The 19,615-nt window shown below is 73.1% G+C and carries 20 protein-coding genes; 15 read left to right on the top strand and 5 right to left on the bottom strand.

What is annotated here, in order from left to right; genetic code table 11:
• The first annotated feature begins 9 nt into the window (after positions 1–9).
• Both ACFYTT_RS25240 and ACFYTT_RS25235 read left to right on the top strand, forming a co-directional pair.
• Complete coding sequence (locus ACFYTT_RS25240) at positions 10–1,431, top strand: hypothetical protein (protein WP_387262948.1); 1,422 nt, start codon at positions 10–12, stop codon at positions 1,429–1,431.
• 39 nt (positions 1,432–1,470) lie between these two features.
• Complete coding sequence (locus ACFYTT_RS25235) at positions 1,471–2,517, top strand: SigB/SigF/SigG family RNA polymerase sigma factor (protein ID WP_236145757.1); 1,047 nt, start codon at positions 1,471–1,473, stop codon at positions 2,515–2,517.
• A 76-nt stretch (positions 2,518–2,593) separates the two neighbouring features.
• Here the strand turns inward: ACFYTT_RS25235 and ctaD are convergent, their stop codons facing one another.
• From ctaD to ACFYTT_RS25220, 3 genes are all read right to left on the bottom strand, one after another.
• Positions 2,594–4,594, bottom strand: coding sequence for a cytochrome c oxidase subunit I (gene ctaD / locus ACFYTT_RS25230; protein WP_176094340.1), 2,001 nt, complete (start codon positions 4,592–4,594; stop codon positions 2,594–2,596).
• Between the two features lie 87 nt (positions 4,595–4,681).
• Entirely contained in the window at positions 4,682–5,407 is a 726-nt protein-coding gene (locus tag ACFYTT_RS25225; protein ID WP_131053487.1) for an ATP-binding protein, read from the bottom strand.
• A 179-nt stretch (positions 5,408–5,586) separates the two neighbouring features.
• Positions 5,587–6,573, bottom strand: a complete 987-nt coding sequence (locus tag ACFYTT_RS25220) for a glucosyl-3-phosphoglycerate synthase (protein WP_236145758.1) — start codon at positions 6,571–6,573, stop codon at positions 5,587–5,589.
• Between the two features lie 347 nt (positions 6,574–6,920).
• Here ACFYTT_RS25220 and secA2 point away from each other — a divergent pair, with 347 nt between their 5' ends.
• From secA2 to ACFYTT_RS25200, 4 genes are all read left to right on the top strand, one after another.
• Positions 6,921–9,215: an accessory Sec system translocase SecA2 gene (secA2, locus tag ACFYTT_RS25215; RefSeq protein WP_131053488.1), complete on the top strand. Its 2,295-nt coding sequence runs from the start codon at positions 6,921–6,923 to the stop codon at positions 9,213–9,215.
• Between the two features lie 183 nt (positions 9,216–9,398).
• Positions 9,399–10,139 (top strand): GAF and ANTAR domain-containing protein, encoded by a 741-nt coding sequence (locus ACFYTT_RS25210; RefSeq protein ID WP_131053489.1) that lies wholly within the window; start codon positions 9,399–9,401, stop codon positions 10,137–10,139.
• A 71-nt stretch (positions 10,140–10,210) separates the two neighbouring features.
• Positions 10,211–10,711, top strand: a complete 501-nt coding sequence (locus ACFYTT_RS25205) for a DUF2231 domain-containing protein (protein WP_387262786.1) — start codon at positions 10,211–10,213, stop codon at positions 10,709–10,711.
• A gap of 112 nt (positions 10,712–10,823) precedes the next feature.
• A complete protein-coding gene (locus tag ACFYTT_RS25200) occupies positions 10,824–11,591 on the top strand; it encodes a class I SAM-dependent methyltransferase (RefSeq protein WP_131053491.1) in 768 nt (255 codons plus the stop codon).
• 9 nt (positions 11,592–11,600) lie between these two features.
• Here ACFYTT_RS25200 and ACFYTT_RS25195 read toward each other — a convergent pair whose 3' ends face one another.
• Entirely contained in the window at positions 11,601–11,951 is a 351-nt protein-coding gene (locus ACFYTT_RS25195) for an ankyrin repeat domain-containing protein (protein WP_387262945.1), read from the bottom strand.
• Positions 11,952–12,139: 188 nt separating this feature from the next.
• Between ACFYTT_RS25195 and ACFYTT_RS25190 the strand changes: the two genes are divergently transcribed.
• The 7 genes from ACFYTT_RS25190 to ACFYTT_RS25160 all read left to right on the top strand — a co-directional run bounded on the left by ACFYTT_RS25190 (position 12,140) and on the right by ACFYTT_RS25160 (position 16,955).
• Positions 12,140–12,601: a cysteine dioxygenase gene (locus ACFYTT_RS25190; protein WP_387262783.1), complete on the top strand. Its 462-nt coding sequence runs from the start codon at positions 12,140–12,142 to the stop codon at positions 12,599–12,601.
• Positions 12,602–12,665: 64 nt separating this feature from the next.
• Positions 12,666–13,163 (top strand): rhodanese-like domain-containing protein, encoded by a 498-nt coding sequence (locus ACFYTT_RS25185; protein WP_131053494.1) that lies wholly within the window; start codon positions 12,666–12,668, stop codon positions 13,161–13,163.
• Positions 13,164–13,294: 131 nt separating this feature from the next.
• Positions 13,295–13,738, top strand: coding sequence for a winged helix-turn-helix domain-containing protein (locus ACFYTT_RS25180; protein ID WP_176095874.1), 444 nt, complete (start codon positions 13,295–13,297; stop codon positions 13,736–13,738).
• Between the two features lie 340 nt (positions 13,739–14,078).
• Positions 14,079–14,690, top strand: a complete 612-nt coding sequence (locus ACFYTT_RS25175) for a winged helix-turn-helix domain-containing protein (protein ID WP_131053496.1) — start codon at positions 14,079–14,081, stop codon at positions 14,688–14,690.
• A gap of 199 nt (positions 14,691–14,889) precedes the next feature.
• Complete coding sequence (locus ACFYTT_RS25170) at positions 14,890–15,531, top strand: uridine kinase (protein ID WP_176094335.1); 642 nt, start codon at positions 14,890–14,892, stop codon at positions 15,529–15,531.
• A gap of 122 nt (positions 15,532–15,653) precedes the next feature.
• Positions 15,654–16,052: a TraR/DksA C4-type zinc finger protein gene (locus ACFYTT_RS25165; RefSeq protein ID WP_131057494.1), complete on the top strand. Its 399-nt coding sequence runs from the start codon at positions 15,654–15,656 to the stop codon at positions 16,050–16,052.
• Between the two features lie 474 nt (positions 16,053–16,526).
• Positions 16,527–16,955: a DUF2267 domain-containing protein gene (locus tag ACFYTT_RS25160; RefSeq protein ID WP_131057497.1), complete on the top strand. Its 429-nt coding sequence runs from the start codon at positions 16,527–16,529 to the stop codon at positions 16,953–16,955.
• A 54-nt stretch (positions 16,956–17,009) separates the two neighbouring features.
• Here ACFYTT_RS25160 and ACFYTT_RS25155 read toward each other — a convergent pair whose 3' ends face one another.
• Complete coding sequence (locus ACFYTT_RS25155; RefSeq protein ID WP_387262780.1) at positions 17,010–17,777, bottom strand: PIG-L deacetylase family protein; 768 nt, start codon at positions 17,775–17,777, stop codon at positions 17,010–17,012.
• A 153-nt stretch (positions 17,778–17,930) separates the two neighbouring features.
• Here ACFYTT_RS25155 and ACFYTT_RS25150 point away from each other — a divergent pair, with 153 nt between their 5' ends.
• On the top strand, positions 17,931–18,173 hold the full coding sequence (locus tag ACFYTT_RS25150) for a hypothetical protein (protein ID WP_117229809.1): 243 nt from the start codon (positions 17,931–17,933) through the stop codon (positions 18,171–18,173).
• Between the two features lie 3 nt (positions 18,174–18,176).
• Positions 18,177–19,526, top strand: a complete 1,350-nt coding sequence (locus tag ACFYTT_RS25145; protein ID WP_387262776.1) for a cupin domain-containing protein — start codon at positions 18,177–18,179, stop codon at positions 19,524–19,526.
• Positions 19,527–19,615: the final 89 nt, after the last annotated feature.

The following is a 19,615-nucleotide window of genomic DNA, read 5'->3' as shown; positions in this document are numbered from 1 at the left end:
CGGGGCACGGTGGGGCCGGCGCGAGGATCGCGACCGGGACTCACGGCAGCGGGTGCGGGGCTGACCGGCGACCGGGTGGTCGCGGTCGGCAGCACGTCCCGGATCCTCGTCGCCGCCGTCGCCCGTGCGTTGCGCGGCACCGACTGTGCCGACCTCGGTCACGTCGGCCCGGTGTCCCGGTTCGCCGGCACTCCGGACCCGATCCGCCGCGCCGCCGCCGCCCGTACCGCCGGACGGGTGGCCCTCACCGCCGGGCAGACCGCCGAGGTCGACGCCGCCCGGGTCGCCGGCTGGTTCGTCGACCAGTACCCGCGCGGCCGGTACCCCGGTGTGCTGCTGGGCTCGCCGCACGGCGCCGCCGCCCACCTGGCGACCGCGCTCGGGATGCCGTGGCTGCCCGCCGGTTTCGAGATGACCGCGCACTGGCCGCGCGGCGCGGTGGACCGCCCCCGCGCCGCCCTGGACCACGGCGCCGCCCTCGCCGGACGGCTGCTGGCCGGAAACCCCGACCTGCACGTACGCCAGGTGCACTGCCCGGCCAGCAGGGGCTCGCTGGCCGGCGTGACGGTCGCGTTGACCGCCCGGTGGCGCACGCTGCCCACGGCGTACCGGCGATTCCTGAGCGACCGGTTGGTGCCGGGCGCGCCGGTGCTGGTGCTGAGCGACGCGCGGACCTGGCCGGTGCACGACGCCGCCGACGGGCACAGCTTCCAGGTGGGCTGCCCGGCCAGCGGGCTGGAGCCGGTCGACTTCCACCCGGACAGCCCCGCGCTGCGGCAGGTGTTGCGCTCCTCCGGGGGAGACGGCGTGAACTGGGATCCGCCGGAGATCTCCGCCCCGCCGGCCGCCGCCGAGCACGGTGTGGAGCCCGGTCTGGACCGTGCCGTCGGGGAGTGGACCGCCCGCGCCGGGCATCCGGTACGTCGGCTGCTGTTCCCGGCACCGGGGGTGCTCAGCGCCGCCGTCGCCGACCTGTACCGTCGCTGGCTGCGCGCCGCCGGCAAGACCGGTGACCGGTTGGTGGTGGAGTGCGGCCGACTGCTCGACCCGTGGCAGGTGGTGCGGGCGGGGATGGTGCCGTACTGGTGCGAGAACGCCACCCGGCGCAGCGTCGAACAGGTCGAGTGGTGGCTCGCCGGCAGCGAACCGTTCGCCTCGGTGGACGTGCTCCCCGAGCCGCCCGGCGTACGCTCACCGGCGCTGGCCGGACTGCCGCAGTGGCTGGCCGTCGCCGGGTTCGGCCGACGCCGCCGGGCCCTGGACCGCGCCACCGCGCGGGGCTACCCGGTCACCTCCGTGCCCACCCGCCGGGCCACCGAGGTGCTCCGCGCCCAGCCGTACGACCTGCCCGCCCCGCCGCCGCTCGCGGTGCCCGACGCGCTGGCCGCGCTGCGCGCCAGCGGCACCCCGCACGGCCTGCTCATCTGTTGAGGCGAGGCTGACGAAACATCCTCGCGAACCCGCGCCGCCGTGATTGAGTACCTACGGAGCGGGAACACCGCCGGCTGCGACAGGCTGATCACTTGCCGTGGCGCGGCGTCGCCCGCTGGCATCCCAATCACGAACCCACTTCTCGGCCCGTGCGTGTCCACGCGCGTGCCCGGTGTCCACGTATCCGGGCGGGGGTCCTTCCTGAGGGAGGCGCGGATGTTCGGACAGACCACCACGACCACACCACCACCGACGGACCGGGGGCTGGAGGATCTCGACGCGGCGGCGCTCGCGTACGCGGCGCGGATCGCCGGGCTGCCGCCCGAGCGCCGCCACGAGGCGCGGGACGACCTGGTCCGCTTCGCGTTGCCGTTCGCGGGCCGGCTGGCCCGCCGCTACCGGGGACGCGGGGAACCGCTGGAGGATCTGGAACAGGTGGCCCGTCTGGGGCTGGTCAACGCCGTCGACCGGTACGACCCGGAACGCGGCTCGTTCACCGCGTACGCCGCGATCACCATCGTGGGTGAGATCAAGCGGCATTTCCGGGATCGCACCTGGGGTGTGCACGTGCCCCGCCGGTTGCGTGACCTGATCCTGGAGGTCGGACAGGCGACGGCGGCGCTGACCAGCGAGCTGTCCCGCGCGCCCACCGTGGCCGAACTGTCCAAGCGGCTGGAGACGCCGGAGGAGGAGATCCTCGCCGCGCTGGAGTCGGCGGCCGGCTACAGCCCGGCCTCGCTCAACGCGCCGGTCGGCGGGGAGAGCTCGGCCGAGTTCGGTGACCTGGTGGGCGAGTCGGACATCGCGCTGGAGTCCGTCGACGACCGGGTGACGGTCAGCGGGCTGCTGCACCGGCTGCCCTGGCGGGAGCGGCGCATCCTGGCGATGCGCTTCTACGGCAACCAGACCCAGGCCGAGATCGCCGCCCGCTTCGGCATCTCCCAGATGCACGTCTCGCGTCTGCTGTCGCGAGCCCTGACCTGGTTGCGGCAGGCGATGCTCGCGGACGCGCCGCCGCCCTGGCAGAACGGCCCGGCCGAGTCCGAGACCGCGCCGGCGAAGACGGCGGCCCGGCCGGTTCGGTAAGGAGGGGTCCCCTGCTAACGCCTCCGGCATAGCAGGGGACCCCTCCTAACATCCGCGGCCGTACTCCGCCGCCGGCTCAGTTCCCGGTGCCGTCACCGCGTCCGCGCGGGTGCCGCCACCTGTCGTTCTGCTCCCGGCGCTCGGCGCCCAGCGGGTCGTCCTCCGGCTCGTCGGTGTCGGCGAAGCTGGGACGGCGGACCTCCTCCGGCGTCGGCACCTGCACCGGCCGGGCGCCGGACTGCGGCGCGGGCTGGTACGCCTCGGCCTCCGGCGCACCGTGCGCGCCCCCGGCCGCCGGCGACTCGGGCGGGTGCGTCTCGCGGTGCAGTTCGTCGCGGAAGTCCTGCGGCGGCTTGACCGTCCGCTGCGGAAGGTCGCGACCCAGGTCGGAGACGAGTTCGCCGTACTTGGCGTCGAAGGCCGGCCGCTCGGAGCGGATCCGCGGCATCCGGTCGAAGTTGCGCAGCGGCGGCGGGCAGGTGGTCGCCCACTCCAGGGAGTTGCCGAAACCCCACGGGTCGTCCACCGTCACCTGGGCGCCGAACCGCCACGACTTCCAGGCGTTCCAGATGAAGAACAACGTGGACGCGCCCAGCACGAACGAGAACACGCTGGAGATCGTGTTGAGCGTGGTGAAGCCGTCGGTCGGCAGGTAGTCCGCGTACCGCCGGGGCATGCCCTCGTTGCCCAGCCAGTGGTGCACCAGGAAGGTGCCGTGGAAGCCGACGAACATGGTCCAGAAATGGATCTTGCCGAGCCGTTCGTCGAGCAGTCGCCCGGTCATCTTGGGCCACCAGAAGTAGAAGCCGGCGAAGAGCGCGAAGACCACGGTGCCGAAGACCACGTAGTGGAAGTGCGCCACCACGAAGTAGGTGTCGTGGGTGTGGAAGTCCGCCGGCGGGCTGGCCAGCAGGACGCCGGTGAGGCCGCCGAGCAGGAACGTCACCAGGAAGCCGATGGAGAACAGCATCGGCGTCTCGAAGGTGAGCTGCCCCTTCCACATGGTGCCGATCCAGTTGAAGAACTTCACCCCGGTCGGCACCGCGATCAGATAACTGAGGATGCTGAAGAACGGCAGCAGCACCTGGCCGGTGGCGAACATGTGGTGCGCCCACACCGTCATCGACAGCACGGTGATCGCGATGGTGGCCAGCACCAGGCCGGTGTAACCGAAGATCGGCTTACGGGAGAAGACCGGGATGACCTCGGTGATGATCCCGAAGAACGGCAACGCGATGATGTAGACCTCGGGGTGCCCGAAGAACCAGAACAGGTGCTGCCACAGCATCGGCCCGCCGGTGTCCGGGTTGAACACCTGCGCGTCGAGCAGCCGGTCGGCGGTCAGCGCCAGCAGCGCGGCGGCCAACAACGGGAAGACCAGGATCACCAGTACGCTGGTGAACAGCATGTTCCAGGTGAAGATCGGCAGCCGGAACATGGTCATGCCGGGCGCGCGCAGCGTCAGGATCGTGGTGATCAGGTTGACCGCGCCGAGGATGGTGCCCAGACCGGACACGACCAGGCCGACCACCCACATGTTCGCGCCGACGCCGGGGGAGTGCTCCACGGTGCTCAACGGCGTGTACGCGGTCCACCCGAAGTCGGCCGAGCCCTGCGGGGTGAGGAACCCGCCGATCACCATCAGTCCACCGAACAGGTACAACCAGTACGCCAGCGCGTTGAGCCGGGGGAACGACACGTCGGGCGCGCCGATCTGGATCGGCACGATGTAGTTGCCGAAGCCGAACGCGGCGGGCGTGGCGAACAGCAGCAGCATCACCGCGCCGTGCGAGGTGAACAACTGGTTGTACTGCTCCGGGGAGAGGAACTGCAGACCCGGACGGGCCAGTTCGGCGCGGATCAGCATCGCCTCGATGCCGGCCAGTACGAAGAAGCCGAACGAGGTGAGCAGATAGAGCAGCCCGATCTGCTTGTGGTCGGTGGTGGCCAGGAACCTGACCAGCTTCCCGCCGGGCAACGGCTTGCGCAGCGGGCCCGGATAGCCGCCGAACCGGGCCGGGGCCAGGATGGCCGGCCCTCGGTCCTGTCCGGGTTCGGTGGTTACCCGCTTGGGCATGCGCTCTCACCCCGCTGACGACGCAAAAGGACGGGCGTGGCTACCCGCCCCGTCGACCATGTAACCAGGCGAGAGGGGGAATTTCGGTCAATTGGCCGCTAGCGTGGCCCAGACGGCCTTTCCGTCACCGGCCGGCGCGCTGCCCCAGCGGTCGGCCAGCTCGCGTACCAGCAGCAGGCCCCGGCCGCCCTCGTCGCGGTGCCCGGACCGGCCCTCCTCGGCCGGCGTGCTGCTGCCGTCGACCACCGCCAGGTGCAACCACGGCCGCCGCAGCGTCACGGTCACCTGCATCGGCGTGCCGGCGTGCCGCACCACGTTGCCGACCAACTCGCTGAGCACCACCGAGGCCGGGCCGACCGCCTCCGGCAGGTTCCACCGCGCGCAGGCGTCGACGACCAGTTCCCGGGCCCGTCGGCAGGCCGCCGCCACCGGCTCAAGCCGGACCCGCAGCCGGGGCACGGCCGACGCGCCGGCCACCCGGGTCGCCTCGTCGCAGGAGCCCCGCATCGGCACCACCCGGCAGGCCGTCGACTCGGTCAGCGGGGCCGCCGCCGGCCCGGGCGCGCAGAGCACCATCGGCACCACCGGCCAGCCGGCGGCGCGGCGTGCGGCGGCGACGAAGACCGACACCGCCAACGGGTGATCCACCCGCAGCCCGGACAGGTCCACCACCAGCGCGTCGGGCTGGTCGGCCAGACACCGGTCCAGCACGCGGTACGCCGTCCGGGTGGTGGTCAGGTCGAGGGTGCCGGCGAGCCGGACGACGGTGACCGCTGCTGCGTCGTCTACCTCACAGATGATCCGGCTCGCCATCTCCGCCCTCGACTCGTCCTCGCCCGCCTGCGCTCTCGCCCGCCCTGCGGCCTCCTGGATCCCACCCGCCGCACGGCCTGCCAACTACCCGACGGGCGGCCCGGCGAAACCGTGCCGGGCTGCGGTGACCCGCCGTCACGTACGCCGCCGACGTGGGAGCGCTACCGCCCCGAGCGTCGCTACGACGTGGCCGCCACCCGCCGTCGCGGCACCCGGTGCCGTAGCTCCGCCAGCGGCGGGCGCTCCTCCACCGACACGTCGCTCACCACGATCTCCCGGTCCAGGTTCGGCAGGGCGTCGGAGCCGCCCCGGCGGAACTGGGTGAGCAGCGCGGTGGGCAGCACGTCCGGGTTGGCCCAGCCCCGGCGCTGCAGCCGCGACCAGGCGGTGAGCATGATCTGCGCGGACATCCGGCCCAGCGCGGCGGTGTCCTGGTGCCGGTGCTTGCGTTCGCCGAGGTCGACCTGGGCCAGCGCGTCCAGCCCGACGAGTTCCAGCAGGTCGATCAGCATCGCGGTCTCCACGCCGTAACCGGAGACGAACGGCACCTGGGCCAGCACCTCGCGGCGGCCGGCGTACTCACCGGCCAGCGGCTGCACGAAACCGGCCAGCTCCGGCCAGAACAGGTTGAGCATCGGCCGGGCCATCAGCTCGGTCACCCGGCCGCCGCCGTCGGCCTCCACCCCGCTGGTGTTGATCAGGGGCCGGTGGTAGAAGCCTTTGACGAAGTCGACCGACGGGTCGGTGAGCAGCGGGCCGATCAGCCCGGTGACGAAGTGCGGCCGGAACTCCCGCAGGTCGGCGTCGACGAACGCCACCACGTCGCCCTCCGCCGCGGCCAGCCCGGCCCAGAGCGCGTCGCCCTTGCCGGTCAACCGGGGCAGCCCCTGGGTCATCGCGTCCTGGCCGACCACCTCGGCGCCGGCCGCCCGCGCCACCTCGGCGGTCCGGTCGGTGGACCGCGAGTCGACCACGATCAACTCGTCGACCAGCGGCACCCGGTCCATCAGGTGCTCGCGGATGGTCGACACGATCGCCCCGACGGTGGCCTCTTCGTTGCGCGCCGGCAACACCACGCTGACCCGGCTGTCACCCTTGGCCCGCAGCAGCCGCCGCGTCGGCCAGTCGGCCGCCGAGGTCGTCCGATACGTGGCCCAGGCCTCCACCACGGGCGAGACCAGAGATTCAGTGTTCCGCACAGGCACCCCCTGATCGTCGCGGGAAGACCGGGAGTCGGATTTCCCAGCACCCCGCACGCTAATCGGATCCATCCCCCAGCTTGATCACCACCGTGCGCCCGGCACGTTCCCGTCGGATGAACGTTTGATTGCGTCCGGTCCGGGCAGGTATCCGACGAGGGGCGCCGCCGGGACCTCGCAGTGCGCAAGGCGTCGCTGACCTGCGGACTAGCCGCCGCCGACCGGTCGGAGGAGCGGGCGGCCGGGTCGGCTCGCGCGACGGCGCGCCGGTCGGGCCGTCACAACCGGCCTCCGGTCGCGTACCGTTGCGGCTCATGGGTGTGTCGCAACGGTTGAAGACCAGGTTCCGCCGGTTCCTCCAGCGCCCGGGGACCACGGTCGATCTGGCCCCGCTGGAGAAGCTGCTGCCGGCCATCGAGGCCCGCGAGGAGAAGGTCTCGGCGTTCGACGACGCCGAACTCACCGAGGCCGCCGACGCCGCGTCGAGCTACGAGGAGATCTGCGCGCTCGGCCGCGAGGCCGCCCGCCGCGGGCTCGACCAACGGCCGTACGACGTGCAGTTGCTCGGCGCGATGTCGCTGCTCTCCGGCAAGGTCGCGGAGATGGCCACCGGTGAGGGCAAGACGCTGACCGCCGCGATCGCCGCGTACGGGCACGTCCGGCTCGGCAACGGTCCGGTGCACGTGCTCACCGTCAACGACTACCTGGCCCGCCGGGACGCCCAGTGGATGGAGCCGGTCTACACGCTCCTCGGGCTCACCGTCGGCTGGGTCAACGAGGCGTCCACCCCGATCGAGCGGCGGGCCGCGTACGCCTGCGACGTGACCTACGTCTCGGTCAGCGAGGCGGGCTTCGACTTCCTGCGCGACCAACTCGTCACCGACATCGCCGACCGGGTCCAGCCGCCGCTGCGCACCGCCATCGTCGACGAGGCGGACTCGATCCTGATCGACGAGGCCCGGGTGCCGATGGTGCTCGCCGGCTCGGTGCCGGGCGAGCAGGACCCCGTACACACCGCCGCCGGGCTGGTGCGCGGCCTGCGCAAGGGCAAGCACTACACCGTCGCCGAGGACGGCCGCAGCGCCGCCTTCACCTCCGCCGGCCTGGCCGCCGTCGAGGCCAAGCTCGGCATCGACCTGTACGACGAGGAGAACGTCGAGCAGCTCTCCGCGGTGAACGTGGCGCTGCACGCGCACGCCCTGCTGCACCGGGACGTGGACTACATCGTCCGGGACGGCACGGTCGAGCTGATCGACGAGATGCGTGGCCGGGTCGCCCAGCGGCGACGCTGGCCCGATGGGCTCCAGGCCGCGGTCGAGGCCAAGGAGGGGCTGGACGCCACCGCCGAGGGCGAGGTGCTGGGCACCATCGCCGTGCAGGCGTACATCGGTCTCTACCCGAAGGTGTGCGGCATGACCGCGACCGCCGTGCTGGTCGGCGACCAGCTCCGGGAGTTCTTCGGTCTGGAGGTCGCGGTGATCCCGCCGAACACCCCGTGCGTGCGGGTGGACGAGCCGGACCGCATCTACGCCACCCGGGCCGAGAAGGAGGAGGCGCTGATCGACGAGATCCAGCGCTGCCACGCCGACGGGCGTCCGGTGCTGGTCGGCACGCTCGACGTCAAGGAGTCCGAGCAACTCGCCGCCGGTCTGCACGCGGCCGGCGTGCCCTGCGTGGTGCTCAACGCCAAGAACGACGACGAGGAGGCGGCGATCATCGCCGAGGCCGGTGCCCACGGCACGGTGACCGTCTCCACCCAGATGGCCGGCCGGGGTGTGGACATCCGCCTCGGCGGCAGCGACCAGGCCGACCGGGACCAGGTCGCCGAGCTGGGCGGCCTCTACGTGATCGGCAGTGGCCGGCACGACAGCCGCCGGGTCGACGACCAGCTCCGGGGCCGGGCCGGGCGGCAGGGTGACCCGGGCGGGTCGGTCTTCTTCGTCAGCCTGGAGGACGACCTGGTGGTCCGGCACGCCGGCGACGCCGTGCCGCCCTCACCGCGCATGAACGCCGACGGCCTGGTCACCGACGCGCAGGTGGACTACGCCGTGGAGCACGCGCAGCGGGTCGCGGAAGGGGTCAACCACGAGATCCACCGCAACACCTGGCGCTACAGCGTGGTCATCGAGCAGCAGCGCAAGGCACTCGCCGAGCGCCGGGAGCGGTTGCTGACCAGCGACGTCGCGGCGCTGATGCTGCTGGACAAGATGCCCGACAAGGCCGGCGAGATGGACGAGGACCTGCTCGCCCGGGCCGCCCGGTCGATCGCGCTCTACCACCTCGACCGGCTCTGGGCCGCGCACCTGGCCGAGCTCTCCGAGGTACGCGAGGGTGTGCACCTGCGTGCCCTGGGCCGCCTCGACCCGCTGGACGAGTTCCACCGCGCCGCCGTGCCCGCCTTCACCAACCTGGTGCCCGAGATCGAGGCCCGTACGCTGGCCACCTTCGAGGAGACCGAGTTCGACGAGGACTGGGAGCCGGACGAGTCCGAGCTGAGCCGGCCCAGCGCCACCTGGACCTACCTCGTGCACGACAACCCGTTCGGCTCCGAGTTGGACCGACTGATCGCCTCGGTCGGCCGTCGCCTGTCCGGAGCCGGATCCCGCTGACCCGACCACACCCCTCCCGGCGGTCGTCGTACCCTGGGAGGGGCTTCGGTTTGCGCCGTTTCGACCCATGTTCTGGTGGGTAGTAGGGCAGGTCCGTGCGACCGGAGCCGCCGTCAGGTCGAGGCGCAGACCGAGGAGGATTCAGGTGACGACGCTGGCCGCGGGGACCGGGGCGGGCTGCCGGTGAACCTGGAGACCAGCCCTCCGCCGGCCGATACTTTCGGCGTCCTGGAGACAGCGGCCCTGCTGCGGGAACTCACCGCCGGACTCATCGCGGTGGACGACTTCGACGCGGCGCTCACCGCGATGGTGCGCATCACCCGTGACGCCCTGCCCGGGGTGAGCTGGTGCGGTTTCACCGCGCTGCGGGCTGGCGAGCCCGCCGGAGTGGCCGCCTCCGACGCCCCGCTCGCCGGGTTGGACGACGTGAGCTTCGGCCCGGACACCCCGGCGATGGAGGCGATCCGCCGCCGGGAGATGGTCGGTGCCGAGAACCTCGACGCCGAGCCCCGCTGGCCGGACTGGACGCCCCGCGCCCGGGAGTTCGGTGTGCACGGCGTGATCTCCGCACCGGTCGACATCGACGAGCAGGTGATCGGTGCGGTCAACCTCTATGCGGGTGAGTCCGATGTGCTCTCCACCGGTCACCAGTTGACCGCGATGCTGCTCGCCGAGCACGCCGGTCTGTTGCTGGCCGCCGTACGCGAGCGGGAGCGGCGGGCCGCGGTGGTCGGTGCCGAGGACGCCGCGCTGCTGGCCGACGGGGTGATCGGCCACGCCGTCGGGGTGGTCATGGCGCAGCGCGGCTGCCCGTCCGAGGACGCCCTCGAGGTGCTGCGCAGCGCGGCCTCGTCACTGTCGATCCCGTTGCGGGAGGTGGCCGAGCGGCTGGTCAGCACGGTCTCCCGACCTCGGGAAACCTGAGCGTCGTTTCACCCGGCCGGCGTCCGGGTAGCACCCTGGACTGACGGCTGATCCGACCCAGGGGGGAATCGATGCAGAGCCGGCTGCGGGTGCAGGGGCATCCCATCCAACCGATGCTGGTGACGTTCCCGTACGGGCTCTTCGTCTGCGCGACCATCTTCGACCTCGCCGACGTGGTCGGCGGTCCGGTCTTCCTCGGTGAGGTCGGCTACTGGACGGCGGTGGCCGCGCTGGCGGCGGCGGCGTTGACCGCGATCGCCGGCATGGTCGACCTGTGGGACGTGCCGCCGGACCGGGTCCGTCGCACCGCGATCACCTTCAACCTGGTCAACGCCGGCATGGCCGGACTGTTCCTGATCTCCTGCCTGGTCCGGGCCGACGCGGCGAACCGGGGCGCGGCCCCCGCGCTGCTGGTGGTCCAGGTGGTCGCGTTGGCGATCGGCGGCGTCGGCGTGCACCTCGGCTCGCGGCTGATGCGGCACTTCGAGTCCGCCGGCGCCGCGGCGCCCGGCTTCGACGGCCTGCGCGGCGTGGACGGCCCCACCGTGGAGGTCGTCCGGCCCCGCCCGTAGGGACGGATGTGTAAGGAGGGGTCCCCTGCTAACGCCTGGTGCATAGCAGGGGACCCCTCCTTACACCTAATCCGGTTGCCGGGCCAAGGGCATCCCGAGGACGCTGGCCCCCATGGTGTCCACGGCAGCGAGCTTCGAGGAACTACTCGCCGACGGCGAGTCCGCCCCGGTCGAGGGGTGGGGGTTCGACTGGCTGGCCGGGCGGGCCACCGAGGAGCGTCCACCCTGGGGGTACGCCCGCCTGGTGGCGGAGCGGATGGCGACCGTCGACGCGGCACTGGACGTCGACACCGGCGGGGGAGAGGTGCTCGCCGAGGTGCCGCGTCCGCCCCGACGGCTGGTGGCGACCGAGGCGTGGCCGCCGAACGTGCCGGTGGCCCGGGAGAATCTGCGTCCCCTCGGCGCGACCGTGGTGGCGGTGTCCCCGGAGGCGCCGCTGCCCTTCGCCGACGGCAGCTTCGACCTGGTGGTCAGCCGGCATCCGGTGCGGACGGACTGGCCGGAGGTGGCGCGGGTGCTGCGGCCGGGCGGCACGTTCCTGTCGCAGCAGATCGGGCCGGGGACGGTACGCGAACTCAGCGAGGCCGTGCTCGGGCCGTTGCCGCCACCGGCGTACCGGCATCCGGAGCAGGAGGTCGCGCAGGCCCGCGCGGCCGGTCTGACCGTGGTGGACCTGCGCGAGGCGACACTGCGGACGGTCTTCCACGACATCGGCGCGGTGGTCTGGTTCCTGCGCAAGGTGGTCTGGACGGTGCCCGGCTTCACCGTGGCGGCGCACCGGCCGGCGCTGGCCCGCCTGCACGCCCGCATCGAGGCTGAGGGGCCCTTCGTCGCGTACGCCCGGCGCTTTCTCGTCGAGGCGACCCGCCCGGCGGCCTGACCCGTCGGCTCAGGCCGTGGGGCGCAGCAGCGTGAGCATCTCCGGCAGGTCGAAGAACTGCGCCGTCTCCACGGCGGACGGATTGCCGCCGTCCGGGTCCGCGCCGGCGCCGAGCAGCGCGCGGACCGCCGTGGCATTCTTGCGGAACACCGCCGCGGCGAGGGCGGTCTGACCCCGGTCGTTGGTACGCGCGTGGTCGGCGCCGCGCTCCAGCAGGGCGGCGACGGTCTCCGGGTGGGCGTGGTACGCCGCCAGGATCAGCAGGGTGTCGCCCCGCTCGTTGGTCAGGTTGACCGGCAGCCCCGCGTCGACGTAACCGGCGAGTTCGGTGGTCGCGCCGTCGCGCGCCAGGTCGAACATCCGGTGCGCGAACTCCAGGGTCTCGGCGTCGAGTTCCTCGCTCACCGGTACAGGTTAGTGGTGGCGTCCCGGCGCCGTGCGGCGCGGTCCGCGCCTGCTTCCCAGAATGTAGGATTACCTACTAAACCTATAGGGTATGCATTCTAGACTGGTCCGGTATCCGCACCGCTGACCGTTCGTGAGGTCCCATGTCTGCTCTGCCCGTCACCGAGCCGGACCTGCTCGCCGTCGCCCGGCGCTGGGCCGCCGACACCGCGAGCTGGCCCGTACCGCTGCGCTTCGACCCGACCACCCGGTGGTACGCCCGACTCGATGCCGACGAGCACCACGAGGTGTGGGCGCTGAGCTGGCTGCCCGGGCAGGGCACCGACCTGCACGACCACGGCGGCTCCTCCGGCGCCTTCCTGGTCGCGGCGGGTGTCCTCACCGAGGAGACGGTCAGCGGCGGGCGGCTGCGCCCGCACCTGCTCGCCGCCGGTTCCGGCCGACGCTTCGGGCCCCGGCACCTGCACGTGGTGACCAACCGGCACGCCGACCCCGCGGTCAGCGTCCACGTCTACCGCCCGGCCCTGAGCCGGATGACCCGCTATCGCCTCGCACACGGCCGGCTGCTCGTCGCCGAGGTGGCCGAGGCCGGCGTGGCATGGTGATCACCCACGCCGCGTCGCCACCCGATCGTGCGCCCGGCCGCGTACCCCTTGGAAGGAACCGATGATGTCGCAGAACCGTTCCGTCGCCGCCCGCTGTCCGGCGTCGGTGCCGCCTCCGGGCTCCCGGGGCATCGACGAGATCCTGGCCGCCGCCCGCACCCGACTCGACCGGCTCGACCCGGAACAGGCCCACGTGGCGCACCGGACCGGCGCCCTGCTGGTCGACATCCGTCCGGCCGCCCAGCGCGCCGCGCACGGCACCGTGCCGGGTTCGCTGATCGTCGAACGCAACGTGCTGGAGTGGCGTTTCGACCCCCGCTGCGCGGCCCGGCTGCCGCAGGCCGTCGGGTACGACGTGCCGGTGGTCGTCATCTGCCAGGAGGGCTACACCTCGTCGCTGGCCGCCGCCGCGCTGCAGGACATCGGCCTGCACCGGGCGACCGACGTGACCGGCGGGTTCGCCGCCTGGCGGATCGCCGGACTGCCCGTGCTCGGACCCACTCCACCCACCAGACCTTCCACCCTCGCGTCCCCGGCGACCGCCGGCCGGGCGTCCCGCTGAACATCCACGCCCACCCGGCGTGGCGGTAGTCCCAGGAGGCCACCATGTCCGTCGTCGCGATCAGCCCGCGCCAGCATCCGCCCGGCCGCACGAACCGCGCCCGACTGGTGCGGCAGCGCACCGGGCCGACCCTGACCATCACCGTCGACCTCGCCTCGGCGGCCGCGAGCCCCCGCCTGAACCGCCTGCTGGAACTGCTTGGCGAACTCGCCGAGTCGGGCGAGGGGCGGGTGTCGGGCGGCGACGGCGGCGAGCGGCCCACCGTGGCGGAGGACCCCCGGACCGTGCAGATCCTCACCGGGCCGCGCCGGGTGCGTCAGGGCGACCGGGACGTCCCGCTGACCCGCATCGAGTACGACCTGTTGCTCTTCCTCGCCGAACGCCCGCGCCGGGTGTTCACCCGGCTCCAGTTGCTCAACTCGGTGTGGGGCTACGACCACGCGGTGGCCCGTACCGTCGACGTGCACGTCCGCCGGTTGCGCGCCAAGCTCGGCGTCGACACGCCGCTGCTGACCACCGTCCACGGTGTGGGGTACCGCCTCGCCGACGACGCCCGGGTGGCCGTCCAGCGGTGAACCCGACGGACCGGTACGGCGTGTCCTGCGACGGGACGCGCCGCACCGGTCTGTCCCGTGCGCGTGACGGTGGTCGGTGCGCGTCGCCGGGCGCGCCAGACCGCGTCACACCATCGGGGGAACGCGAAACCCGACAGCCACCCCCGTATCAGGTCAACTTTACGACTCTGCTGTAATCAACTGGCCTCGTACGCAGAGCGAGCGGTCGGCTCCGATGTGTCGGTCAATTGTCACATTCATGCAACGCGGCCGCCTCTTGACCCTCGCACGGGCGCCGGGAAGCATCGATAAGGCGGCGTCCCGGGGCCGTGGGGAAAGCCCGGACCAGCCAAGGAGGACCATGTCGGTCAGCCCCGCATCGTCGCGCGCCGGATGGCATACGTCCCAGCCCGCGGTGCCCGGTCGCCCGCCCGGCGGTCAGCGACGTCCGGCCAACTCCACCACACCCGTGCTCACCGTCACCCTCTCCATTCCGCTGGTCTGCGAGGAGTCGTTGACGCCGGCCGCCCGGCGGCTGCTGGACGCGGCCCGGGAACTGCTGGAACGCGGCGAGGGGACGATCGTGGCCAGCCCGCCGGTGGTGCCGGAGCGGCGTACCGAGAGCGTTCCCGCCGGACGCGCGCCATCGCGGCAGATCGCCCCGACCATCCCGACCCTGCACATCCTCGCCTCGTCCCGTTCGGTGCTGCGCGACGGTGAGCCGCTGCCGTTGACCCGGCTGGAATTCGACCTGCTGCTGCACCTGGTCGCACACCCCCGCCGGGTGTTCACCCGGCTCCAACTGCTCAACGCCGTCTGGGGCTACGAGCACGCCGGGGTCCGCACCGTGGACGTGCACGTACGCCGGCTGCGCGGCAAGGTCGGCGTCGACGTACCCCTGGTCACCACCGTCTACGGTGTCGGCTACCGGCTCGCCGACGACGCCCGCGTCACCCTCGACCGCACCGCCTGACCCGCCCGGACCTCGACGGCACCGCCGTATCCACCCCGGCCTCGACGGCACCGCCGTATCCACCCGGACCCTCGACCGCACCGCCGTATCCACCCGGACCCTCGACCGCACCGCCGTATCCACCCGGACCCTCGACCGCACGGGAGCCCGCCGGGCGGGTGGCCCGTCACGCCCGACGGTGACCGGGCACGATTGTCGGATGCGTGTGCGTCCGGTCTCACCCGAGTTGCTCGTCGCCGAACTGGCCGAGCGGTTCGCCTCCGCCGAACCGACAGGACGGCTGCGGGTGGCCGTGGACGGCGCTCCCGCCGCCCGCCCCGACGACCTGGCCACCGCCCTGGTCGACCCGCTGCGCGCCCTCGGCCGCCCGGTGCTGCACGTCCGGGCCGAGGACTTCCTCCGCCCCGCCTCGGTACGCCTGGAGCGCGGACGGACCAACCCGGACTCCTACTACGAGGGCTGGGTCGACGAGGCCGGCCTGCGCCGCGAGGTGCTCGACCCGGCCGGGCCGGACGGCACCGGCCGCCTGCTGCCCTCGCTCTGGGACGCCGGGGCCGACCGGGCCAGCCGCGCCGACTACGTCGCCCTGCCGCCCGGCGGGGTGGTGCTGGTCAGCGGCACGTTCCTGCTCGGCGGCGGGCTGCCCTTCGACGTCGTCGTCCACCTCGAACTGTCGCCCGGCGCGCTGAGTCGCCGCACCGCCCCCGACCTGGCCTGGACGCTGCCCGCCTTCGCCCGGTACGCCGACGAGGTCGCCCCCGCCACCTTCGCCGACCTGGTGGTCCGGGCCGACGACGCGCGCCGTCCCGCGATCGTGGAATCCGACGACGACTCGGTTTGACCTGCTGACGGGCTGGGTAATCGCGGGGCTCACGGCGCCCGGGAGTCCTCGACTGGGCGGTATGACCGGGTGGAGACACTTCCGCCCGCGATGATGACGAGGCCCAGGAAAGGCAGGCAGCGATGCTCGTCCACGACACGGTCGGCACGGGCCGATCCCAGGCGGAGATCGACCAGATCCGACTCTCCCTGCAGGCCCGCCACGACGAGCTGTCCGCGGAGTACGAGCAGGCGGTGCAGCAGAGCCACGTGCTGCGGCTGGTCGAGGTGGGCGACACCGCCGGCGACGACCAGGCCGACAGCGGCACCAAGACCGCCGAGCGGGACACCGCGCAGTCACTGCTGCGGACCATCCTCGACCGGCGCGCCCAGTTCGAGCACGCGTTGACGCGTCTCGCCGAGGGCACGTACGGCTTCTGCGAGGGCTGCACCTCGCCGATCCCGGTGGAGCGCCTGGAGATCTTCCCGTCGGCGACCACCTGCGTGACCTGCAAGCAGACCCGCGAGCGCCGGGCCGCCTGAGCCCGCCCACTGCACACCCCACCCACCCCACCCGCACCGGCCCGCGCCTCGCCAGCCCGCGCCGATCATGGAGTTGTGGCTGTCGTTTCGTGGTGACCAACCCCGATTCGTGACTGCCGCGACTCCATGATCGCGTGGAGCGGGTCGCGCTCGTCGCCGGAACTCGGGGTCGAGATCCGGCTCGGCGGCGGGAGGGTGGGTCATCCGGTGGGGGTGAGGGTGGGTCACCCGGCAGGTCGGCAGGCTGGGGTGGACACGGAGAACGGCGACACCGCGGGGGGTGGTGGGCGATGACGGCTCAGGTGGTGCGGCAGCGACGACAGGGCGCGGTGCTGCGGGTCGTCGGCGCGTCCGGCCAGGTCCGGAGCGTGCCACGAGCCGGGAGCAGCCCGGTTCGGTCCCGGAGCGGCCCGACGGGGCCGCCGCGACGGCACGACGACCGACGGTGGGAGACCGACCTACGGGGGTGGACGGATGTCTGAGCGGTTCGAGTCGGCGGTCGAGTCCTCGATGGACAAGACCATCCTGATCCTCAAGGACATCGAGCAGGCGTACGGGTGGCCGAAGGAGCAGCGCAACCAGTCGTACGCGGCGCTGCGCACGGTGCTGCACCTGCTGCGCGACCGGATGCCGGTGCAGGAGAGCGTGGAGTTCTCCGCCCAACTGCCGATGGTGGTGCGCGGCATCTACTTCGAGGGCTGGCAGCCGTCCGACGTGCCGATCAAGCTGAACCGGGACGACTTCCTGTACGAGGTCCGCCAGGGCTTCCCGTACGACGTGCAGGGCGGCCCGGAGCGGGTGGTCCAGGTCGTGCTGGACACCCTGCGCCGGCACATCACCCAGGGCGAGTGGGACGAGGTGAAGGACACCATGCCCGACGACCTGGCCCGGATCATGCCCTGACCCGGGCACTGGCGACACCGGCCCGCCCCACCACGCGTGGAGCGGGCCGGTCGGCTACCACAGGTCGAAGTGGAACACCTCGAACGAGGTGCCGTAGCGCACGCCCAACCGGCTCCCCACCGGCCGCGCGCCGCCCTCCAGGAACTCCTCGGCGTCGAAGCTGCCGTCACCCAACCCGGTCAGGTACGCCTCGTGTGCCTCCAGCGATGCCACCCCCTGCGCGAACGTCTCGGTGGTGTCCACGCCGTGCTCGGCGCGCGGCGACGAGGCCGCCCACACCTGGCGTACCCCGCTCCACGGCTCGACCTCGTCGGTCAGTTGCTCCGGGAAGATCCACCGGTTGCCGGCGTCCCGGACCGCGTCCAGCGTGGCCCGGCCCACCGCGATGTGGTCGGCCTGGTTGAGGGTGACCGCGCCGTCCCAGGTCTCCCGGAAGTTGTTCGTGATGACGATCTCCGGGCGGTGCCGGCGCACCACGGCCGCCAGCTCCCGGCGCAGCGGTACGCCGTACTCCAGGATTCCGTCGGACAGGCCGAGGAAGTCGACGACGTCCACGCCGACCAGCTCCGCCGAGGCGCGCTGCTCCTGCTCGCGTACCGTGCGGGCCTGCTCCGGCGCCATCCCGTCGATGCCCGCCTCGCCGCTGGTCACCAGGCAGTACACCACCTGCTTGCCCTGGGCGGTCCAGCGGGCGATCGCGGCGGCGGCACCGAACTCCAGGTCGTCGGGGTGCGCCACGATCGCCAGCGCCCGCTGCCAGTCCTCGGTCACCGGGGTGAGCGGCGTGTCCATCGGCACCTCCATCCGGTCGGGTCCGTCCATCCTGCCACCGCCACCGCCGTGAACGGCGCGTGTGGGCCGGTTCCGGCGTCTACGGTGGGGTGCAGTGTGGTTAGAGAAGATCGGGCGCGGGGTAACTCCCGCCGCACGACGCACCCGACCAACGGCGGGGGCGGGTTGATCCGAGGGAGCACGATGCCACTCAACGACGATGACATGCAGACCACCAGCGGCGGCGGGCTCGAGGGTCCGGCCGACGGCGGCGCGACCCCGGGCCAGCACGACGGTGGCGCGGACGGCAGTGCCGAGGGTCCGGCCGACGGCGGTGCCACGCCGGGCCAGCACGACGGTGGCGCGGACGGCAGTGCCGAGGGTCCGGCCGACGGCGGCGCGACCCCGGGCCAGCACGACGGTGGCGCCGACGGCGCCGCGCGCTAGGCGATGACGCGACTCGACCCGCCGGGCGGCCACGGCCGCCCGGCGGTCCCGTCCGTACCTGCGGGAGCGGCATCCCGCGAGCCGGCAGCCCCGCACGGTGCCGTCGAGGCGGCGGCCCCCGGCGGGTCGGCGTCGACCGCCGAGGCGGCGTTGGCCCGGTGCGTCAGCGTGGAGGCGGCCAAGTTCGCCGCCGCACACTGGGGGCAGACCCCGCTGCTGTCCCGCGCCGCCGAGCTGCCCAACCCGGCCGGCTTCACCGACCTGCTCAGCCCCGCCGACGCCGACGAGCTGCTCAGTCGGCGCGGTCTGCGTACCCCCTTCCTGCGGGTGGCCAAGGACGGCCAGGTGCTGCCGGCGGCGCGCTACACCGGCGGCGGCGGTGCCGGCGCCGAGATCGGCGACCAGGTCCTGGACGAGAAGGTCATGCGGTTGTACGCGGACGGGGCCACCCTCGTCCTGCAGGGCCTGCACCGCACCTGGCCGGCGCTGATCGACTTCACCCGTGACCTCAGCCTGGCCGTCGGGCAGCCGATGCAGGTCAACGCCTACCTGACACCGGCAGGCAACCAGGGCTTCGCCACCCACTACGACACCCACGACGTGTTCGTGCTCCAGGTCGACGGCCGCAAGCAGTGGCGCATCCACCCGCCGGTGCTGCCCGACCCGCTGGAACGCCAGCAGTGGGGTGGCCGGGCCGACGAGGTCACCGCGACCGCCCAGGGCACACCCGCCCTCGACGTGGTGCTCGAACCGGGAGACGCGCTCTATCTGCCCCGGGGCTGGCTGCACAGCGCCCAGGCCCAGGAGACCAGCTCCCTGCACCTGACCGTCGGCATCCGCGCGTTCACCCGATATGCCTTGGTCGAGGAGTTGCTCGCGCTGGCCGCCGAGGACCGTCGGCTGCGGGCCACGCTGCCGTTCGGCACCGACCTGGCCGACCCGGACGCCATCGAACCAGAGCTGACCGAGACCGTGGAGGCGCTGCGCGACTGGCTGCTGCGGGCCGACCCGGCCGAGGTCGCGGCCCGGCTGCGGCAGCGTGCCTGGCCGGCGTCGCGCCCGGCGCCGCTGCGACCGCTCGCGCAGGCCGCCGCGATCGCCGCGCTGGACGCCGACAGTCGGGTCACCGTCCGCCCCGGGCTGCACCGACAGCTCGACGAGCGGGGCGAGCAGGTGGTGCTGCGGCTGTTCGACCGCACCGTCACGCTGCCCGCGCAGTGCGCCGCCGCGCTGCGGGCCCTGCTCGCCGGGCCGGTCGTCCGGGTCGGTGACCTGCCCGGCCTCGACGACGACGCCGACCGCCTCACGCTCACCCGGCGACTGCTGCGTGAGGCCGTACTCGTCCCCGCCTGACCTCCGGACTCGTACCCACCCGACGGCATCGGCCCGGCACCGCGCGGTGCCGGGCCGGTCCGTGCGGTCCCGGGTCCGGTCCGTGCTCT

The sequence above is a fragment of the Micromonospora sp. NPDC003816 genome (assembly GCF_042874705.1).
GTDB lineage: Bacteria > Actinomycetota > Actinomycetes > Mycobacteriales > Micromonosporaceae > Micromonospora.
Note: the sequence above shows the minus strand (reverse complement) of the source record. Positions and strands in the feature narration are given on the sequence as shown.